We start from the raw sequence: 17939 nt of genomic DNA, 5'->3' as shown, positions 1-17939 counted from the left end.
TCACAGCTTTTAGACGACATGGCTCTCTTTCTAGTGTAATCCTTCACCCTCTATTGTGTCAATATTGACATATGAAATTGAAAAAAATGTGTATTTTTTTCGGTATATATATAAAAAGAGCCGCGGCTTATATTCCCCTAAAAGCGCGACTCTGCATCAACAATTCAATTTTTTGATGCCACCGTATGTCCAATTACATGTGCAAAATAGGCGTTGTTCCGATCCATTGTTTCACGATCGATTCTCGGCAATTGCTGAAGCATCTGTTGAACATCCTTGCTAAATGTTTGCATATCCATCAAGTTCGCTTTATCAAAACGGCTATCTAGTTTCACAGGTAAGGCCTCTTTCTTAGCAGCATCCATTTCCTCTCGATGCTTCTTCATCCAGTCCTTATTTTGCGGGATTTGCTGTGCAAACTTCATTAGAACACCAAACCAGTCACCACCATTGATGATAGCTTCCTCCATCTGTTGGTGGCTTTCAGGCGCAAAACGTTTCATCAAATCCGTAATATTGACATAGTCGTCAGGAGCTCCAACTGGTTTTGGCGTGGGTTCCCTGTATGGATTTGCCCCAACTGCCGTTCTATCTGACGGATTTCGGGATAGAACAGCTATGTTATTGAGCGTGCTCAGCAATTCGGAACCCTCTTCTTTGTCAAAATAATGCCGAGCAACATACTTGGCTTGGGTTAGCCCAAGTTCCTGCGAGGCGTAACGATCAACTTCATCAGGCACAGATCCGCCAGGAGCAAGATTGGATTCAATGATCGTATAGACGGCTTTCCTAACTTCTGGGGATTTCCCTTCCAAGACGCGCTGCAAGGATTCATGGATATCCGCATTGCCATAGTAAGAACCAACGTGATGTTCGATAGCTCCGACAGCTAGCTGCCGTCCGGTCGGGCTGATTTCAACAGAGTCGTGCTTGACGTCATTCATTATGCCGGTAACTGTTCTCGTCTGCTTGCTCATTTGTCCGTTGCTGTCATACAGCTTCGGCGAAATTTGTACACTGTTTATTTTCATGATTGCCTCCTGCGTGATGGGGATCATCGTTTGACTTATCGTGAATCAGAGATGGATATTTCAGGATTCTACAACCTATATCGACCTATGTCAGGCAACAATTTACATCTGCTTCCAAAGTCAGTAAGAAACCATAAGCCCAAACGATACAGCAAAGCCCCCAATACGCTTGCAGGCGATATTGGAGGCTATTTGCTGCTTACTTATAATAATGAAAAGTACGAACTGATTAACCGTCAATCATCATATTTCTTCCGTGAACAATTAACCTCTTCCTCCGTACAAGCTATAAGCGAAGTGATAGATAATATCCGTTGCACTTACGCTCGGACGTTCAGACACTTGTACGTTAATGCCACTCAAGTCATAATAATGTGTAAAATTAATAGCTCCCGGTAAAAATTCCCTTATACTGCCTGTTGAAGCCGGCAGACTTAATGTTGCCGTAAAATTTCCGTTGGCATCCGTATACACGGAAGCAGCACGAGTTCGATTGCCGCTGCCCTCCGTCCAATTCTGGTTCAGCCACAGGACATCCACTTTCGCATTAGCAACCGCATAATTATCCGATGTTGTCACCTTGCCGTATACCGTGAGCGTATCCTTGGCGCGGAAATGTCTTCCGTATTGGTAAGTCGGATAAGAATTCGGGCCTTCATTGGAATTAAAGCCGGTAATGGCAATCTTATCTGCACGCAGTACCGGTCTAACAGTCAAGGTGTAATTTGTATTATCATATTGGCCTGTCGTATAGACACGAGCATAGAATGTACCCGTTCCTATTCGAACGTTGTTGTCTGCCGGAGATGACAGCAGCCTCATTTGATTGCCTTCATAAGCCCCGTATACTTCAACCTTATATCCTTTGCTCATGGAGACGTTATCCAATGTTAAGTTCAATGCGTCATAATTGCGATTTTCCGGTACGTTTATTGCAAACCAATCATTATCGATCGAGGAACTGATTGAACGCGTGTTCAACGATGACCCAGATGTGTTTACCGTAAATCCGTAGGCGTGAAATGCATTTTCATCCGTCTCATAGGCGTCGTATTCTGAGCTGATGGCAAGTGTGACGTTAAACGGATCATTAATGCTTCCACCCTGCTTGGCATGAACCTCGATGAGATACGCTTTATCTCCAGACGTCGTGTTTTTGGTGCCGACGTTTTCTGATAACGTGCGCGTTCCGTTGGCGTAATTATTCATATATGTTCCGTAAATCGAGTAATCGATTGGTGTCGTATTGAGATTGCCTGTCGCCATATCGAATTCGTACAAATACAAATCGTAGTTCAACTGAGGAGACAATGGTGGATCCAGCTGTACCTGAAGTACGTCGCCAGGCTTCACGTATATCGGATATAAATGAACCGCCTCTCCTTCCTTCGGGATAACCCCGCTATATGTGGCGGTCGTTACCGTGTTGGATGGCTCTTCCAATGTGCGCAGGGCGCTTGATTGAGGCAGTATTGCCTCGGCGTCATTCAAATTTATGGGAGTTGCAATCGTATGTTCCAAAGTACCGTCTAAGCCTTCCGCAGGAGCGGCTTTCATGAGTTGTGTAACAGGCTCCGCATGATCCATTGTGGCTTGCAGGGATAATTCATTCTCTTGCATAGCTGCCGTCAGTGTTTCTGAGAAGTTGCCTTCGGCTGCAGACACCACGCTCATTTGAAAGACAAGCAGCAGGACGAGGCTTAGCACCATTACAATCGAAAATTTTTTCTTCATCGTGGACTTACCCCTTTCTCGTCATTGTATGAGACCCTGTAATTAGGAGGAACGGAAGGTCTTATTACTAAAGACGCATCCACGATGACTTTTCTAACGAAAATAATAATAAATTCTGAAATGCAGCCTTACGACCATTTCTTTGAAAATTGCTGTCGCAGCTTATTCCGCGCTCTGGCAAGACGTTGGCTGATCACTTGCTCGGATAAGTGCAACTCCTTGGACATCTCCTTATACGATTTATTTTCAAAATAGTGCATTTGAAGCAGCCCCCGATAGTGGGACTTCAATTCCCATATTGCTTGATGAAGCAAGGAATCTCGCATTTTATTCTCTACTTTAATCGATATATCAGGTTCCGTAGAAAGTAAGGTTGTGTTCGCCATGTGAATTATGGACTCAGTTGGTTGGATATAGTGGCTTTTATTTTTGCGAAGAACATCTAACGCAGCATGGCGCGCGACTTGTTTGACCCATGATCGTATAGCGGCAGGATGCTGCACACGATGGACATTAGCCAGCACCTTCATCGAGGCTTCTTGAATGACATCCTCCGTTAAAGAGCGATCTTGAACAATGGCATAAATGTCCGCATATACAAGCTTGCGAAATTGATAATAAACGTCTTCCTGCATTTCTGCATTCGCATTCTGGACATTGGAGTACAATTGAAGCAATGCTCGTCCCATTTTTGCTTTCCCCCGATCAAGTCATTGATATGGGGCGTTCTTGCTTCCGGTTGATCTGACTCGCTGCTGCTTACAAGCTCGCCCGTAAAAGCAACCATGTTCATTTTGAGTATAACGTAAATATTCCAAAATGTAACAATAATATAAAGATATTCATGTTTTGTTCACATCCTAACTCTTCGTACCACATCGTCCTGTCAGTTGGATCAGTCCATAAAAAGAAGCACCGATTCCCGGTGCTTCCTTCTCGATTATGCCTCGCAGCATGTAGCGTATAAATTTACTTTTCGTGCGTGTGCCTTACTTCGAAGACGCGGCACCTTGCTTGGATCCTGAATTCGAAGTACGATGAGCGAAATTAAGCTTGCGCTGCAGCACACCGAATATGATATCAGCAACAATAGCGAGCAACGCCGCGGGGAACGCACCTGCGTACAGTCGGAGCGGGTTCTGTCCGTTCAATCCCGAATAGATCTCTCTTCCTAGTCCGTCGCCGCCAACGAGAGGAGCAATGGTTGCAACCCCGATTGCAATGACAGCCGCGATGCGAAGCCCAGAAATAACATAGGGCAGCGCAAGTGGAAACCGTACCTTGAACAGCAGCTGTAAGGAACTCATCCCAAGCCCTCGTCCCGCTTCCACGTAGCTGCCGTTCACCTGCTTCAAGCCGACATACGTATTGCGCACGATCGGGTTCAAGGAATATAACAACAAGCCAACGACCACGGTCGTCGTCCCAAGTCCGAATACGAGCATTAACAGCACAAGCAGTGCCAGACTCGGCACGACCTGCAGCATGCTTGTCACGGCCAGAATGAACTTGGCCAGCTTCTCATTCTTGGAGCAGAGCACACCGAGAGGGATACCAATCGCGAGCGCCAGAACAATGCCGCCTATCACCATCATCACGTGCGTCACAAAATACTCCCACAGCATGCCGCTATTCCTTCCCATGTAAGACAGTAAATCTGCAATTGACCATTCGTAGTTACTCATCCATATCCCCCTCTCATTCGCCCTGCAATAGGCCGACTTGTTTCAAATAATCAACCGCAACTTCCCGTTCGCTCTTCTTCTCAATATCCACCTGATAATTGAGGTCAATCATCGTCTTCTCATCGAGCGTTCCCAGAAGCAGTCCGATCACGTCATTCAGCTCCGGATGCTTCTCCAGCACATCCTTGCGAATCACTGGCGATGCATCATAAGGCGGGAAGAACTGTTTGTCATCCTGAATCGTGGTTAAGTTGTATGCTTTCAACCGCGAATCCGTCGAATACGCAAGCACGATATCCACCTGATTGTTCGCTACCGCCTCATAGACAAGGCTCATTTCCATTGGGAACTCCTTGCCGAAGGCGAAGCCGTAGGTTCGTTGAAATCCTTTGTATCCATCCGCATCGCGTTCCAGCCATGTCGTATCGACACCAAGCCGCAGCTTGTCAGCATCCTTCGCTACATCCGAAATCGCCTTATACCCCTTCTCATCCGCAAGCTTCTTCTGGATCGTGAAGGCATACGTATTTTCAAAGCCAAGCGGTTCATACCATTTGAAATCAAAATATTTATCGAAGCCCTCTTGGGCCTGCTTCAACACTTCCCCGCGATCTTTCGTTTCCTTTACAGGGAAGTGGTTGTTGAAAATCTCTCCCGAATACAAGGTCGCCATCTGCACCTCGTTCTTCTTCATCGCATTAATGACAACGGGACTCGCCGCTAGATCCGGCAGCACTTTAACTTTAATATTTGTACGATCCTCAATAAGCGCCTTATACATTTCTGCAATAATCTTTGTTTCTGAAAATGTCTGGGTGCCGATGACTATCCGGTTATCGGCTCCGCACGCGGACAACAATAATGTCATCACCAGCATAAGTGCAGTACCGCCAGCAGCCCATTTGTGTCGCATCTTCATATGCGTGTCCTCCTTCATTCAGACGTTCAGCACAGCTATCCATGTTATATCTGACATCCATCTCTCGGAAGGTTTTGTCAGTCTACCATTTACAGCTAATTCCAAACTATCGGTAACTCTCATCTGTCTGACCGCGATTAGCAGCAGACAAACAATTAAACCAATTGCCCTAGTACATTTATCCGACTGTCCACCCCGTTCACGTACGGCAATTTATGCGGCCATGCTGCTCGTCCGTCCGAAACGGCGTGTCAGTGCTCGTTCAAGCCAGCCCAGCAATGCGTCAATGACGAATGCAAGTACAATGGCCCCAACAGCTCCCGCAGCGATCAATTCCGGCTTATTTACGCCAAGACCGGATACGATAAGCTGTCCAAGACCACCTGCACCGATCAGTGCTGCAAGCGTGGCCCAACTGATAATATATACCGTCGTAATTCGTATCCCCGACATGATATAAGGAAGTGCCAGAGGGAGCTGTATGCGAAGAATGCGCTGCATTGTGTCGTACCCCATACCTCGAGCAGATTCCAGCACACCGCGGTCGACCGACTCGAAGCCATCGTACGTATTGCGCAGAATCGGCATAATGGAGTACAAGAACAAGGCGATAATCGCAGGCTTCATCCCAATTCCCATCAGCGGGATCAGAATAGCAAGCAATGCCAAGCTCGGAATCGTCTGCAACAAGTTCGCGCCGAAGAACACGATGCTGTTCACCCACTTCACGCGATTGTAGACGAGCAGGATTCCTAATGGAATTGCAACCAAGCAGCCAAGCAGCACGGAGGCTGCTGTAATCGTCAAATGTTCACGGAGTGCCGTAACGATGTCGGCACCGCGCTCCTGAAAGAATGCCCACCATTCATTCATCATCCGTTACGCCTCCTCCGCATATGCTTTGGCCAGCTTATCGACGACAGCTGGATATACCTCGGACAAGTGCTTGACGACGCTCCCCCGCGTAATGAGTCCTACAAGGGTTCCCGCATTGTCGATCACCGCTAAATTCGTCAAGCGATGATCATTCATGATGTTCAAGGCATCTGGCAGCGGCGTTCCCGCTGGTACCGAATAGCCAATTGGTTTCATGACATCCTTGACCGTCTTGCCTTCCTCGCCGTATTGATCGAGTACGTTGTAGATCGACACGATGCCTTGAAGCTTTTTGGCACGATCTACGATGAACAAGGAGTCTACCTTGCGATGCTCCATCATTTTAATCGCTTCAGCAAGACCGCGGTTCGGGAATGCCGTCGCTGGTGTTGTCACCATTACCTCATCTACAGTAGGAATCTCAATTGGGGACTCGCTCTCGAGACGCTTCTGTCCAATGAAGGTACGAACGAAATCATTCGCCGGATGCCGGAGAATCGCTTCCGGAGAGCCTGTTTGCACGACCACTCCATCTTTCATGAGTACGATGGTATCCGCGATTTTGATCGCTTCATCCATATCATGTGTAACGAAAATAATGGTCTTGTTGAAATCCTGCTGCAACCGAATCAATTCATCCTGCAATTGCTCACGACTGATCGGGTCAAGCGCACTGAACGGTTCATCCATCAGGATAACATCCGGATCTGCTGCAAAAGCGCGCGCCACACCTATACGCTGCTGCTGGCCGCCGCTCAACTCAGAAGGATACCGGTTGCGGTAAATTTCCGGATCTAGATTAACAAGACGCATCAGTTCGTCGACTCTAGGGTCGATCTTCTCTTTCTCCCACTTATTCAACCGTGGGACAACTGCAATGTTGTTCCCAATCGTCATATGGGGAAATAAACCGATATTTTGAATAACATAGCCAATGTTGCGGCGGAGTTCTACGGGGTTCTGCGACGACACGTCTTTGCCGTCAATGAGAATGGTGCCGCTGGAAGGAGTCATGAGACGATTGATCATCTTCATTGTGGTCGACTTCCCGCAGCCACTCGGTCCAATAAGAACGGTTAGCTCTCCCTTCTTGAACTCAAGATTGATGTCCTTCAACGCCTGAAAGCCATCCTCATACACCTTATTCACATGCTGGAATTGAATCATGCATCGCTCACCTCTTTTATAAGATTAGATAATATATTTCATAGCTATGAAAACGATGAAAACAATTATGTTTATTATTACATATATATTTTTTCATGTAAACTTTCATGCATTTTCCTGTTATGTAGACCTATGAAAAATCTATATATAAGTTAGACTTATAAGTATACATTAACCACTGCCACATAAGTAAAAACAACAAAAAAAACCGCCCTCGCAAAAAGGACGGTTTTATTATCTTCATTAGTGTTAAGCGATATACCCAATATAGCCAATAAACAGCACTGTTAATACGTACCCAAGAAAAAAAGACAAAGGCACACTGCGACTTAACGCCGTGTCACCTTTGTCCAGAAGCCGCCATGCAGCTGTGATGGTTCAGATGTAATAATAAAAGCCTTCGGCTCCATATCGAGGATTGAAGCCTGGAGCTTATTCCGATTTTTGCGCCGTGACAGCACTTCGAGCATTAAGCGTTCGCCGTCTCGGCCGCTGCCGATCCATGTCGTTACTCCATAGCCGTGATCGCGCAAATGATTCGGAAGCTCACTGTGCGGGTTGTTGACAATTACTTTCAGCACGACATATCCAAGTGCAATTTTATCCTCGATCCATGACCCGACGAGGACACCAATACCGTAACCAGCCGCATACACAATCAAACTAATAGGCTCGTTCAAGTACTTCAGCACCATATTTAAGCCGAGCACGTAAATAATAATTTCTACCGTACTGATCGTTGCAGCCAAGTAGCGCTGCCCCTTCAACGTCAGAATCATCCGCAGCGTAAAAAAGGAGACATATACGATTTGGATCGTGAAAATGGCAATCAGTATCGTAAGCATACACGCAAATCCTCTCTCGCCTGCTAAGCAGTTGTACAGCAGCAATGGATCATGCTTCCGATGTCCATCAGCAGTGCATCAAGCAATGCAGCACCTGTACAGTACTTATAAAGCGCATCGTAATAAATTCAGTACCCTATCAAGGAAGCTTCGAAACGCCCTTCCCATGAATTGCTCCGTACAATGTCTCGAATCATTGTATGAACAAATCAACAGTCATCGCAGCCTTATGCAAAAAAAGAAGGACCTCGGTAACCATGTCCCGAACTCCCTTGATTGTAATGTCTTTAGTACGTCGAGGCAAGAGCAGAAGGCGATAGGGAAATCATTTCAAATTCGTGCTTTCCCATCCTTCTCCTGCTGCTGTGTCCGATTGCTCCTTCGAATCCCTCAGCTATACACTATCCTCTGGATTATCTACTTGAAGAATACGATACAGCACATCCATCTGCAAGTTGCTCCGCACCAAGTCAGCCAGCCGATCAAATGCATCCTCACGCTTCGCATTATAATTCAGTACCGTCGGGATAGGGTTGAGCCCTTGCTTGAGACGCAGCCCGTTCAACCAGCCCCTGCGAAAGGCATCATTATGAAAAACACCGTGCATATACGTTCCAAATAGACGTCCTGATTCCGTTACACAGCCATCTGTTCCCCCATCGCCATCAAGCCTGAATAGGGGCTCAGCTTCAATGCCGGTACCGGTATGTGTCGTGATCGTAGAACGCCCCATATGAATCTCATACCCTTCAACGGGAACTTGGTGCATGGGTGTTCCAACGAGCTGCGATGCGCTCACGACACCCGATACCCGCTCAGTTCGCTTCTCGGCGGCAAATTCCGTAGCCAGTGGGAGTAAGCCTAATCCCTCCATGGTCGCTCCTGCCTCCGCCTCAGCTCCTGCTGGATCAGATAAATGCTGGCCAAGCATCTGATAACCGCCGCAGATACCTGCGACTGCCCCTAGATGTTGTGCTGCGTAGTGCTGAACAGCTTCCGCCAATCCCGTGCTGCGCAGCCACTCTAGATCAGCCATTGTACTTTTGGTCCCCGGAATGACGATTGCATCAGGATTGCCCAGCTCCTCCGGCTTTCTCACATATCGAACGCGAACATCAGGCTCAGCTATTAATGGATCAATATCGGTAAAGTTTGAGATATGGGGCAACGCCATTATGGCAATATCCAGATCATTTTCCGGTTCTGCCTTGCCTTTCCACTGTTCGAGAGCAACTGAGTCCTCTGCCTCAATATCGAGATCATTGGCGTAAGGAAGCACACCAAGTACCGGGATGCCTGTCCGTTCCTCCAGCCATTCGATTCCCGGCTGTAGCAGCGACACATCGCCGCGGAATTTGTTAATGATGATGCCGCGAACCCGTTCTCGCTCATGCGGCTCCAGCAGTTCCAATGTCCCGACGATGAACGCGAATACGCCGCCGCGGTCAATATCCGCGACGAGTATAACTGGAGCATCTGCCCAGGCAGCCATGTTCATGTTCACGATATCATTATGCTTGAGATTAATTTCTGCCGGGCTTCCTGCCCCCTCCATGACGACAATATCATACTCATCACGAAGTCTATTGACCGCGTCAACGACGATACGCTTCGCCTCAGGCAGGAAGCTTGAGCGATAATCGCGAGCGCTCAAATTTTGATAAGGTTTGCCGTGTACGACGACTTGGGAGCTCATTTCCTGCATGGGCTTCAGCAGCACTGGATTCATATCCGTCGTCGCCATAACCCCACATGCTTCGGCTTGCACACCTTGTGCACGCCCTATCTCCTTGCCGTCAGGCGTAACGTAAGAGTTCAACGCCATATTTTGCGACTTGAACGGCGCCACCTTATATCCGTCCTGCTTCAAGATACGGCACAGCGCCGTGGTCACAACACTTTTACCCACATCAGAAGCCGTGCCCTGCAGCATGATCGTCCGTCCGCGTCCGGGCTTGCTTCGTTCGTTCTCTGCCTTCGAGATTTCCTTCTGATCAGCTTCTTCTTGAGCCGAAACAGAGGCCAGCGCTGTCAAGGACACCTTATCTCCTTGAGCAGGAACGTTGTTATTTAACTGTTCATCCATATCACGTTCACCCTTTCATTCCACACAAGAGCACCAGCAGCAGCATGAACACCATTTCTGTACACTCATTCAACGCGCCGTAAGTATCACCTGTCAGGCCACCGAGCTTCTTAGACAAGTATCGAGATACCGCCCATGCCGCTGTAACTCCTAATAGCAACGAAGCAATGAGCAGCCACCAAGGCCAACCCGAGATGATCCCCGCTGGCATCGTCATCAGATAGCTGATTCGAATCGGAAGCGCCATAGCTCCAACAGCCACTGCGGTCAGCAGCCAAGCACAGCCATATGCTGCAGCCACATGATTACGGTTGAGCCCTTGAAAATAACTGCCCAACCCAGACTCGGCCCGTGCATACGGTTCATTGGTCATCGCCCATACCATAGCGGCACGCGACCAGATGAACGGAATGACGATCCAGACATTCCAGGCATTCGCATCAAATAAGGCGGTAAGCAACGACCATTTCAGCAGCAGCATCAGGACGCATGCAATAACCCCCATCGCCCCAACACGGCTGTCCTTCATAATCTCCAGCATACGCTCACGGGATCGACTGCTGAATATGCCGTCTGCTGTATCCATCAGTCCGTCCATATGCAGTCCACCTGTAAGCATAAGCATAAGCGCCAACGTTACTGCCGCTGCTGGCCCTGTCGGGAGCAGCAATGCCAACCCAGCCCCTGCTCCCCACACAATCAATCCAATTATTCCGCCCGCGACGGGAAAGAACAAGGTACTGCGCTTCAGCACCTCATTCGTGAATGGTACTTCCTTCGGGATTGGAATGCGGGTCAGGAACTGCATGGCAGCAATACACGCATGTACATATTGCTTCATAGCTCAACCATCCTGCTCTTGAGCTCTATCGGAATCCCAGCCGTAACCAAATACACTTCATCTGCAAGTGCAGCTATTCGCTGATTTAGCCGGCCCGCTGCATCACGGAATACTCGTCCAAGCTTGTAGGCTGGTACAACGCCGCTGCCAACCTCATTCGTTACCATGACGACGACACCATCGCGCTGCTGAATACCTTGAAGTGCATCCAAGATATCGCGAATACGGCACTCCAACTGTGCCTCCATCCGTCCCTCATCCTCCTGCTCTGCACGCAGAAGCTCATTGGACAGCCAGATTGTTAAGCAATCAACGAGCACTGTCGGCTGTTCTTCTTCACTCAGCCAACTCGGGAGTTCCAGCGATTGGTTCACTGTGCTCCACGCGTATCCAGATGCCTCACGACTCGCCTGATGCAGCCGGATGCGCTCCTTCATCTCCTCGTCATGAGCCTCAGCGGTCGCAACATAGATACCGCCCTGCGGGGACAACTTCATAAATAGTCGCTCAGCGAACGTACTTTTCCCGCTTCTCGCTCCGCCTGTTACGAGTACAATTTTCCCCATGCTCACTCATCCTTGCTTCAAGATACTTGCATTGATTATCCTTGTGTTAACATCATACCTAAGCTGATCACACTCGTGTGACACCATACATACATGCAATCGTCATGCTTGTTTACGTTTCTTATTCATTTGGAACCATAATCTTGGCATTCCAATCTGCGATTACTCCTTATTGGTTACACCCGCCTCTGCGAATGTTGCCATCTCTCGCATAATTCGCACTGCAGCATCAATGAGCTGGAACATCAGCACACCGCCAGTCCCTTCGCCAAGACGCATCTGCACATGCAAGCAAGGATTCAGCTTGAGCTCAGACAACAGCGCTGTATGCCCCCGCTCCTCTGACAAGTGCGAGCCAATAAGATAAGGCTGTACCGCCGGAGCTAATCGTACAGCGGCAAGAGCAGCCGCACTGGAGATAAACCCGTCTATCACAACCGGAACCTGATTCGCCGCCGCTGCTAGAATAACACCCGTAAGACCGGCAATTTCCAGCCCTCCTACCTTCGCCAATACATCCAATGCATCCTCACGATTCGGTGCATTGATTTCAAGCGCTTGCCGTACCACATTGCATTTATGCTTCCACTGCGCGTCGCCGATGCCTGTCCCATGGCCTACTGCCTCTTCAGGCTCCATTCCAGTAAATGCACACAGCATCGCAGCGCTCGCCGTTGTATTTCCAATGCCCATCTCCCCTGTCGAGAACAGGCGATATCCTTCGCGAACGTACTGCTCCACAATATCAACACCTACTAGAATCGCAGAGATTGCTTCCTCTCGCGACATAGCAGACCCCTTCGCCATATTCGCCGTTCCTTTGCGCACCTTGCGCGATACAAGCTTCGGATCATCCAAGTCCGCATTGACACCGATGTCGACACATACCACGTCTGCACCAGCTTCGCGCGACAGAACATTGACCGCAGCTCCGCCACGGAGGAAGTTATACACCATCTGCGGCGTCACTTCGGATGGGAATGCGCTAACACCTTCCTCACATACCCCATGATCGCCAGCCATGACAATAACGGCCTTCTTCTCGAATTGTGGTTTAACTTCTCCTGTAATACCTGCAACTTGAATCGCAACCTGCTCGAGTACTCCCAAGCTTCCCGGAGGCTTCGTCAATAGATTTTGATGTTCGATAGCAGATTGGATTGCCTGCTCATCCAAGGGCTTAATTTGTGCGATCAGTTGATTCAATCGTTCATTCATGCTGCTCATCTCCGTTGTCAAATTGATGTTCATGTGCACTAACTTGTTTTTATTGATGTGCACATAGCTGTATTCAGTACTTCATTGTGTTCTGTGTACATGGCCGTTTTCAGTTCTTAGTTGTGATCTTAGATCCGTGCACAGATTGTGGTTCTTTCTGACTATGACTCATATCCACTCTTGTTCCATGCAACATTCACTATATTCATCGTTATCGATTTTCAAGCGGAATGCTATAAATTGCGTTATTGCAAAATGACAGCAATTTATGCTGTCCAGGGCCGTCTATAACCCTAGCTTCGGTCGAATAAGAATCTGAGGGCGGCCCGTATCGGGATGCGGCACAACCGTCGTCTCTGTGGCAAAAATACGCGACAGCAGCTCCGTAGTCATGATCTGCTCAGGTGTGCCTTGAGCAGCAATGCCGCCGCCATGAATGACAACAAGCCTATCGCAATATAAAGAAGCTAAATTCAAATCATGGAGCACGGATACGACCGTCAACCCGCAATCCTGCTGCCACTCCCGAACAATATCCATAAATTGCACCTGATAATGAATGTCCAAATACGTCGTCGGCTCATCCAGCAGTACAACAGAAGGGGATTGCACCATTAGCTTGGCCAATGCCGTCCGTTGGCGCTGCCCGCCGCTAATCCGATCAAGTGGATGGTCAGCCAGCTCCGTCAGTTGCAGCTTCTCCATAATCCGGTCTACAATCTCTCCACTATCCTCAGATTCTGATCCAAGCCAGGATTGAAATGGGAAACGTCCCATCTCAACCACTTCGCGCACCGTAAATCCAAGTGGTGGAAGCGCTTCCTGTTGCAGCACTGCCATCATCTGAGACAGTGCTCTGCGCTTATAGGTACCCAGCATTTGACCAGCAAGCTGTATAGAGCCAGAAGTAGGTCGATCCACTCCTGACAACAAAGACAGAAGCGTGGACTTGCCACTACCGTTCGGACCAATGATGCCAACCCACTCTCCAGACTTCACAGCGAAATCCACATCTTGCAGTACATGCTTCTCCCCATAATGCTTGCTCAGTCCTTGAACCTCAATGATGCTGCCCTTCTCCATGTGAAAGGCACGATTGCTGCTCTCTGCATGATCCAGATATGCTTTCGGTAGATGTTCTCTTCGCTGTGTCATGACCATTTCCCCCGTTTCGCTCGCTTATTGCGCATAAGCAAGTAGGCGAAGAATGGCGCACCTAGAAACGCGGTTACAACTCCAAGTGGGATTTCTGTCGGTGCGAATGCCGTACGGGCAATCGTATCTGCCCACATCACATATATCGCTCCCCCAATTGCTGAGAGCGGTATCAAATATCGATAATCGGGGCCTACAATTAAGCGCAGCAGATGCGGAACGACTAATCCGACAAAGCCGATGACGCCGGAGACAGATACGGCAGCTGCCGTAATCATCGTTGCCGTCAGCAGCACTACCCATTTCGTCCGCTCTACATGAAGTCCGAGATGTGAGGCCTGCCGCTCACCTAATGCAAGCAAATTAAGCGGTCTTGCATATGCAATAAGAATAACAATGCCAATTGACAAATAAGGAGCGAGCACCACTGTATAAGACCAGCCTCGCATCGCCAAACTGCCCATCACCCAAAACAAAATTTCATTGATCGTCTGATTTGTCATGGCTACAAGAAAGGAGACGATGGAGCCGAGAAAGGCTTGCATCACGACTCCAGATAAGATCAGTGTCTCGATTGGAATCTTCCCCTGCTCACTGGCCAACTTAATGACGAACATTAGGGTCGCTACCCCTGTAGCGAATGCAACGACAGGAATCGTCCATTCGCCAAACAGCGAATACTGCAAACCGAAGTAAATAAGGAATGCGGCTCCAACAGAAGCCCCTGAAGATACCCCTAATGTATACGGATCTGCCAACGGGTTGCGCAGCACTCCTTGAAATGCAGTACCTGCGACCCCAAGCGCCGCCCCTACGAGCATTGCCAATAGAACTCGTGGGAAGCGTACCTTCATCATAATTTGCGCGGAAGCGTCATCCCATGTCACCGGTATGAACTGATCCAGCCCTGGAATATGATGAAGCAGAATTTGAGCAATTTCCCCCATCGGCATTTGTACAGAGCCTACAGCGAGGCATCCTACAACGGACAAAAGGAGAAGCGCAATACCCGCTCCTCCATACCAACCCATTTTATTCATCGATTTCTCCACGACGATTATTTTACCAAGTCCGGATGAATCGCCTTCGCGACTGCCTTCAATCCTTCAGCTACACGAGGTCCCGGACGGCTGATCAGGTTCTGATCCACACCGATTACTTGATTGTTCTTAATTGCATTAATGTTGTTCCAACCGCTGCGTCCACGAATAATTTCTTCCAAGGATTTGTTCGTCTCTTTGTCCACTACACCTTGCGTGAACATGATTACATCTGGATTGGATTTAATAATATTCTCTTCGTTAATTTGAATCCAGCCAGCTGAATCAGCCGCAACGTTCGTGCCGCCTGCCACTTCAATCAGTTCGTTCATGAACTCGCCGCTGCCTACTGTCCAGCCTGGGGAGAATTCAATATACACCTTTTTCTTCTCCGCACTTTGAACGGCCGACTTCACATCTTCACGCACTTGTTTCATGTTGTCAACAATCGTCTTCGCCTTAGCTTGCTGATCCGTAATTTGACCATACAATTCAATGTTCTTAATCACATCATCGTACGTTTTTGGCTCAACCTTGAATATTTTAATGCCCAGTTCACGGAACTTCTTCACGACGGGCTCCTTCATGGAGATACCTGTGAATACGATGTCCGGCTTAGCTTTAATGATTGCCTCTTCATTCGGCTTCGTAATGCCGCCCATTTTCTCTTTGGACTTCGCTGCCTCTGGATAGTCGTCAAAATCAGACACCCCAACGATTTGTGCATCCAATCCAAGCGCGAACAAGGACTCTGTCTCAGCTGGGGACACGGATATAATACGTTCTGGCGCTTTATCGAATGTGAACTCCTCACCCGTCGCATCCTTAACAGTCAGTGGATACGTCGTTTTTAGATCATCCTGCTTCGGTTGTTCTGTAGCCCCATTGCCATTGGACTCTTGCTGTGCAGTATTATTCTCAGCAGGCTTAGCCGCATCTTTATTGCCGCAAGCCGCCAGTCCTACTGTAAGCATAAGCGCCAATAGCGCCGCTACCGATTTGTTCAGCCATTTGTTCATGTCAGAATCTCTCCCTCGCGTCATTCTTCCTAGTCTCTAACCATGTACTACCCGTGCAGGTGTAAAGCGGTTCCATCCTTCGCCATGCGAACGATAATGCACTGCAAGCTGCATTTGCCGTAAGAATGTATGTACATCCCCATTCGGTATCAGTTGTCAATGAGCACTTGCATATACCTGAGCTGTAAATCCTACTGTGACTGAATTTGTGATATACATTCGTGCTGTGCAATTGCATTGAACTGCAGTTTACCTTGTACAAACGAAGTGCTTGATGGGATGTGAAATCATTTCCAAAACAGCAAAAACCCCCGATCCTTCGATCCGGGGGAACACAAAGTCATCTATCGCAATATTCAACAGACACCTAGAAGCAGGAAGCAAGCAGCTGCGCTGCCATGTTGCCTGATGCATTACGCCAATGACGTGATCCTCTCCGCGAAGGATACAGCTCGTCCATCTTCAGGCAGGTTTCCTGACTTAGGAGAATACGTTGCAGCTCGCCTTCCCATCCATAGCGGTACATACAGCACACACTAATGAATCCGACAGTGGCATCATGAGCGCAACACTCCATTCACAGTGGCGGGACCGCGCCGGGTTCACACCGGCTTCCCTATTAACCTCGAATATGCATCGGCCATACAATACAACGGTGTCTCTTACCGAACAACGCGTATGGATCCGTACCGCATACATACCCAAGGACCTGAAGTATCACGATTATTCAATATGGAATACATTTCGTCATCCAAGTGCTAAACTCGATAATTGATTATAGGGGAAAAGCCGCTGCGTTGCAATAGATTACATCATTGCGCGTATCCAATGAACCTGCTTTGACACACAAACGTCATCATCTGCTGGGAAGCCGTTCTGCTCGCAAGAATTTCCATTTGCGGGCACATCGCTTCGCCGTAATCATAACACCGCCACCGATTGGCGCAGCGGCTTCCCAGAATGACTTCCTTGGGAAAGCCAGCGTGTATAAGCGACGAACGACACCACCGTGTGTGACGATGACAACATCTGGCCGCGGACTAAGCCCGCTTCCATATGACTGTCTCTGCATCCGGCTTGTCTTGCTGCGCAGCACACGTCCACGTGGTAGCGGCGAAGAATGGTACGGTCGACGACGGATAGCACCCTCTTGCCGTTCCATGTGATTACCGCTGCTGATGAAGGAATCTCGCGCATTGCGCAGCACTTCCCACCATACATGCGCCGTTCGCGTACAGAAGGTCTGCCACGGTTCCCCGCGCGGCGGCTGGATGGCTGATGAATCGTCAAGCCATCTTCGATACTGTGGATCTTCCTTCAAGTCATTGTAGGTTAACCCTTCCCACATACCAAAGTCATATTCTCGCAGCCTTGTGTCCTCCACAGCTTGGATGCTGTCACGCGGACGCAAATAGGCGAGCGTGTCGCGACAGCGGCGCATATCGCTCGTGTATAGCAGCGGTGATGGATGCGCCAATGTTCGGCGAAGAGCTCGGAGCTCTTCTGTTGAATCAGGCAATAGCGGTACATCCGAATAGCTAATATATCGCCGCTCCGTATTCTCTTGCGTCAAGCCATGACGAACAAGTGCGAAGCGCACAATTTTGCCGCTTGCTTGACTCTTTTTTCGTAACATATGTCTTGTCATTACCAATCGTTTCCTGTTGTTTTTCAATGCTCCTGAACGACGCCGGTTCCGATGAATAACGGGAGCATTCCATTTAGTTGTCCGTGTCATCCCATTTGTACTCCTTCAT

16 protein-coding genes and 1 riboswitch are annotated in these 17939 nt (G+C 48.6%); all 16 genes read right to left on the bottom strand.

All coding sequences use genetic code 11. The features are described 5' to 3' along the window. Positions 1 to 164: 164 nt before the first annotated feature. Positions 165 to 1031 carry a hypothetical protein gene (locus ABN764_RS11530; protein WP_268623697.1) on the bottom strand — a complete coding sequence of 289 codons (867 nt, stop codon included), beginning with the start codon at positions 1029 to 1031 and terminating at the stop codon, positions 165 to 167. A 264-nt stretch (positions 1032 to 1295) separates the two neighbouring features. After that, positions 1296 to 2765: a hypothetical protein gene (locus ABN764_RS11525; protein WP_446671939.1), complete on the bottom strand. Its 1470-nt coding sequence runs from the start codon at positions 2763 to 2765 to the stop codon at positions 1296 to 1298. 128 nt (positions 2766 to 2893) lie between these two features. Beyond that, on the bottom strand, positions 2894 to 3454 hold the full coding sequence (locus tag ABN764_RS11520; protein WP_446671938.1) for an RNA polymerase sigma factor: 561 nt from the start codon (positions 3452 to 3454) through the stop codon (positions 2894 to 2896). A 300-nt stretch (positions 3455 to 3754) separates the two neighbouring features. Then, positions 3755 to 4450 (bottom strand): ABC transporter permease, encoded by a 696-nt coding sequence (locus tag ABN764_RS11515; protein WP_446671937.1) that lies wholly within the window; start codon positions 4448 to 4450, stop codon positions 3755 to 3757. Positions 4451 to 4463: 13 nt separating this feature from the next. Continuing rightward, positions 4464 to 5363 (bottom strand): glycine betaine ABC transporter substrate-binding protein, encoded by a 900-nt coding sequence (locus tag ABN764_RS11510; RefSeq protein WP_268623986.1) that lies wholly within the window; start codon positions 5361 to 5363, stop codon positions 4464 to 4466. A gap of 219 nt (positions 5364 to 5582) precedes the next feature. After that, entirely contained in the window at positions 5583 to 6242 is a 660-nt protein-coding gene (locus ABN764_RS11505; protein WP_446671984.1) for an ABC transporter permease, read from the bottom strand. 6 nt (positions 6243 to 6248) lie between these two features. Further along, entirely contained in the window at positions 6249 to 7412 is a 1164-nt protein-coding gene (locus ABN764_RS11500) for an ABC transporter ATP-binding protein (protein ID WP_021256340.1), read from the bottom strand. A 329-nt stretch (positions 7413 to 7741) separates the two neighbouring features. Then, entirely contained in the window at positions 7742 to 8257 is a 516-nt protein-coding gene (locus tag ABN764_RS11495; RefSeq protein WP_021256341.1) for a DUF2179 domain-containing protein, read from the bottom strand. Positions 8258 to 8651: 394 nt separating this feature from the next. After that, positions 8652 to 10343 (bottom strand): cobyric acid synthase, encoded by a 1692-nt coding sequence (locus ABN764_RS11490; RefSeq protein WP_446671936.1) that lies wholly within the window; start codon positions 10341 to 10343, stop codon positions 8652 to 8654. A 7-nt stretch (positions 10344 to 10350) separates the two neighbouring features. Beyond that, complete coding sequence (cobS, locus tag ABN764_RS11485) at positions 10351 to 11184, bottom strand: adenosylcobinamide-GDP ribazoletransferase (protein ID WP_446671935.1); 834 nt, start codon at positions 11182 to 11184, stop codon at positions 10351 to 10353. After that, the gene (cobU, locus tag ABN764_RS11480; RefSeq protein ID WP_174808931.1) at positions 11181 to 11750 is read right to left on the bottom strand and encodes a bifunctional adenosylcobinamide kinase/adenosylcobinamide-phosphate guanylyltransferase; all 570 of its coding nucleotides are present in this window, start codon (positions 11748 to 11750) and stop codon (positions 11181 to 11183) included. The genes cobS and cobU overlap by 4 nt, the downstream gene beginning before the upstream one ends. Before the next feature lie 162 nt (positions 11751 to 11912). After that, the gene (cobT, locus tag ABN764_RS11475; RefSeq protein ID WP_268623692.1) at positions 11913 to 12968 is read right to left on the bottom strand and encodes a nicotinate-nucleotide--dimethylbenzimidazole phosphoribosyltransferase; all 1056 of its coding nucleotides are present in this window, start codon (positions 12966 to 12968) and stop codon (positions 11913 to 11915) included. 285 nt (positions 12969 to 13253) lie between these two features. Further along, a complete protein-coding gene (locus ABN764_RS11470; RefSeq protein WP_446671934.1) occupies positions 13254 to 14123 on the bottom strand; it encodes an ABC transporter ATP-binding protein in 870 nt (289 codons plus the stop codon). Then, entirely contained in the window at positions 14120 to 15163 is a 1044-nt protein-coding gene (locus ABN764_RS11465; RefSeq protein WP_174808928.1) for a FecCD family ABC transporter permease, read from the bottom strand. The genes ABN764_RS11470 and ABN764_RS11465 overlap by 4 nt, the downstream gene beginning before the upstream one ends. 17 nt (positions 15164 to 15180) lie before the next feature. Then, entirely contained in the window at positions 15181 to 16182 is a 1002-nt protein-coding gene (locus ABN764_RS11460; protein WP_021256348.1) for an ABC transporter substrate-binding protein, read from the bottom strand. A gap of 448 nt (positions 16183 to 16630) precedes the next feature. Then, positions 16631 to 16842: riboswitch (cobalamin riboswitch) on the bottom strand. Positions 16843 to 17038: 196 nt separating this feature from the next. Then, a complete protein-coding gene (locus tag ABN764_RS11455; protein ID WP_446671933.1) occupies positions 17039 to 17920 on the bottom strand; it encodes a histidine phosphatase family protein in 882 nt (293 codons plus the stop codon). Between the last annotated feature and the right edge of the window lie 19 nt (positions 17921 to 17939).

Origin of the sequence: Paenibacillus wuxiensis (genome assembly GCF_040195695.1) — a bacterium.
In the GTDB taxonomy this organism is placed as follows: domain Bacteria; phylum Bacillota; class Bacilli; order Paenibacillales; family Paenibacillaceae; genus Paenibacillus_B; species Paenibacillus_B suaedae.
This window is presented reverse-complemented; position numbering and strand designations above follow the sequence as displayed.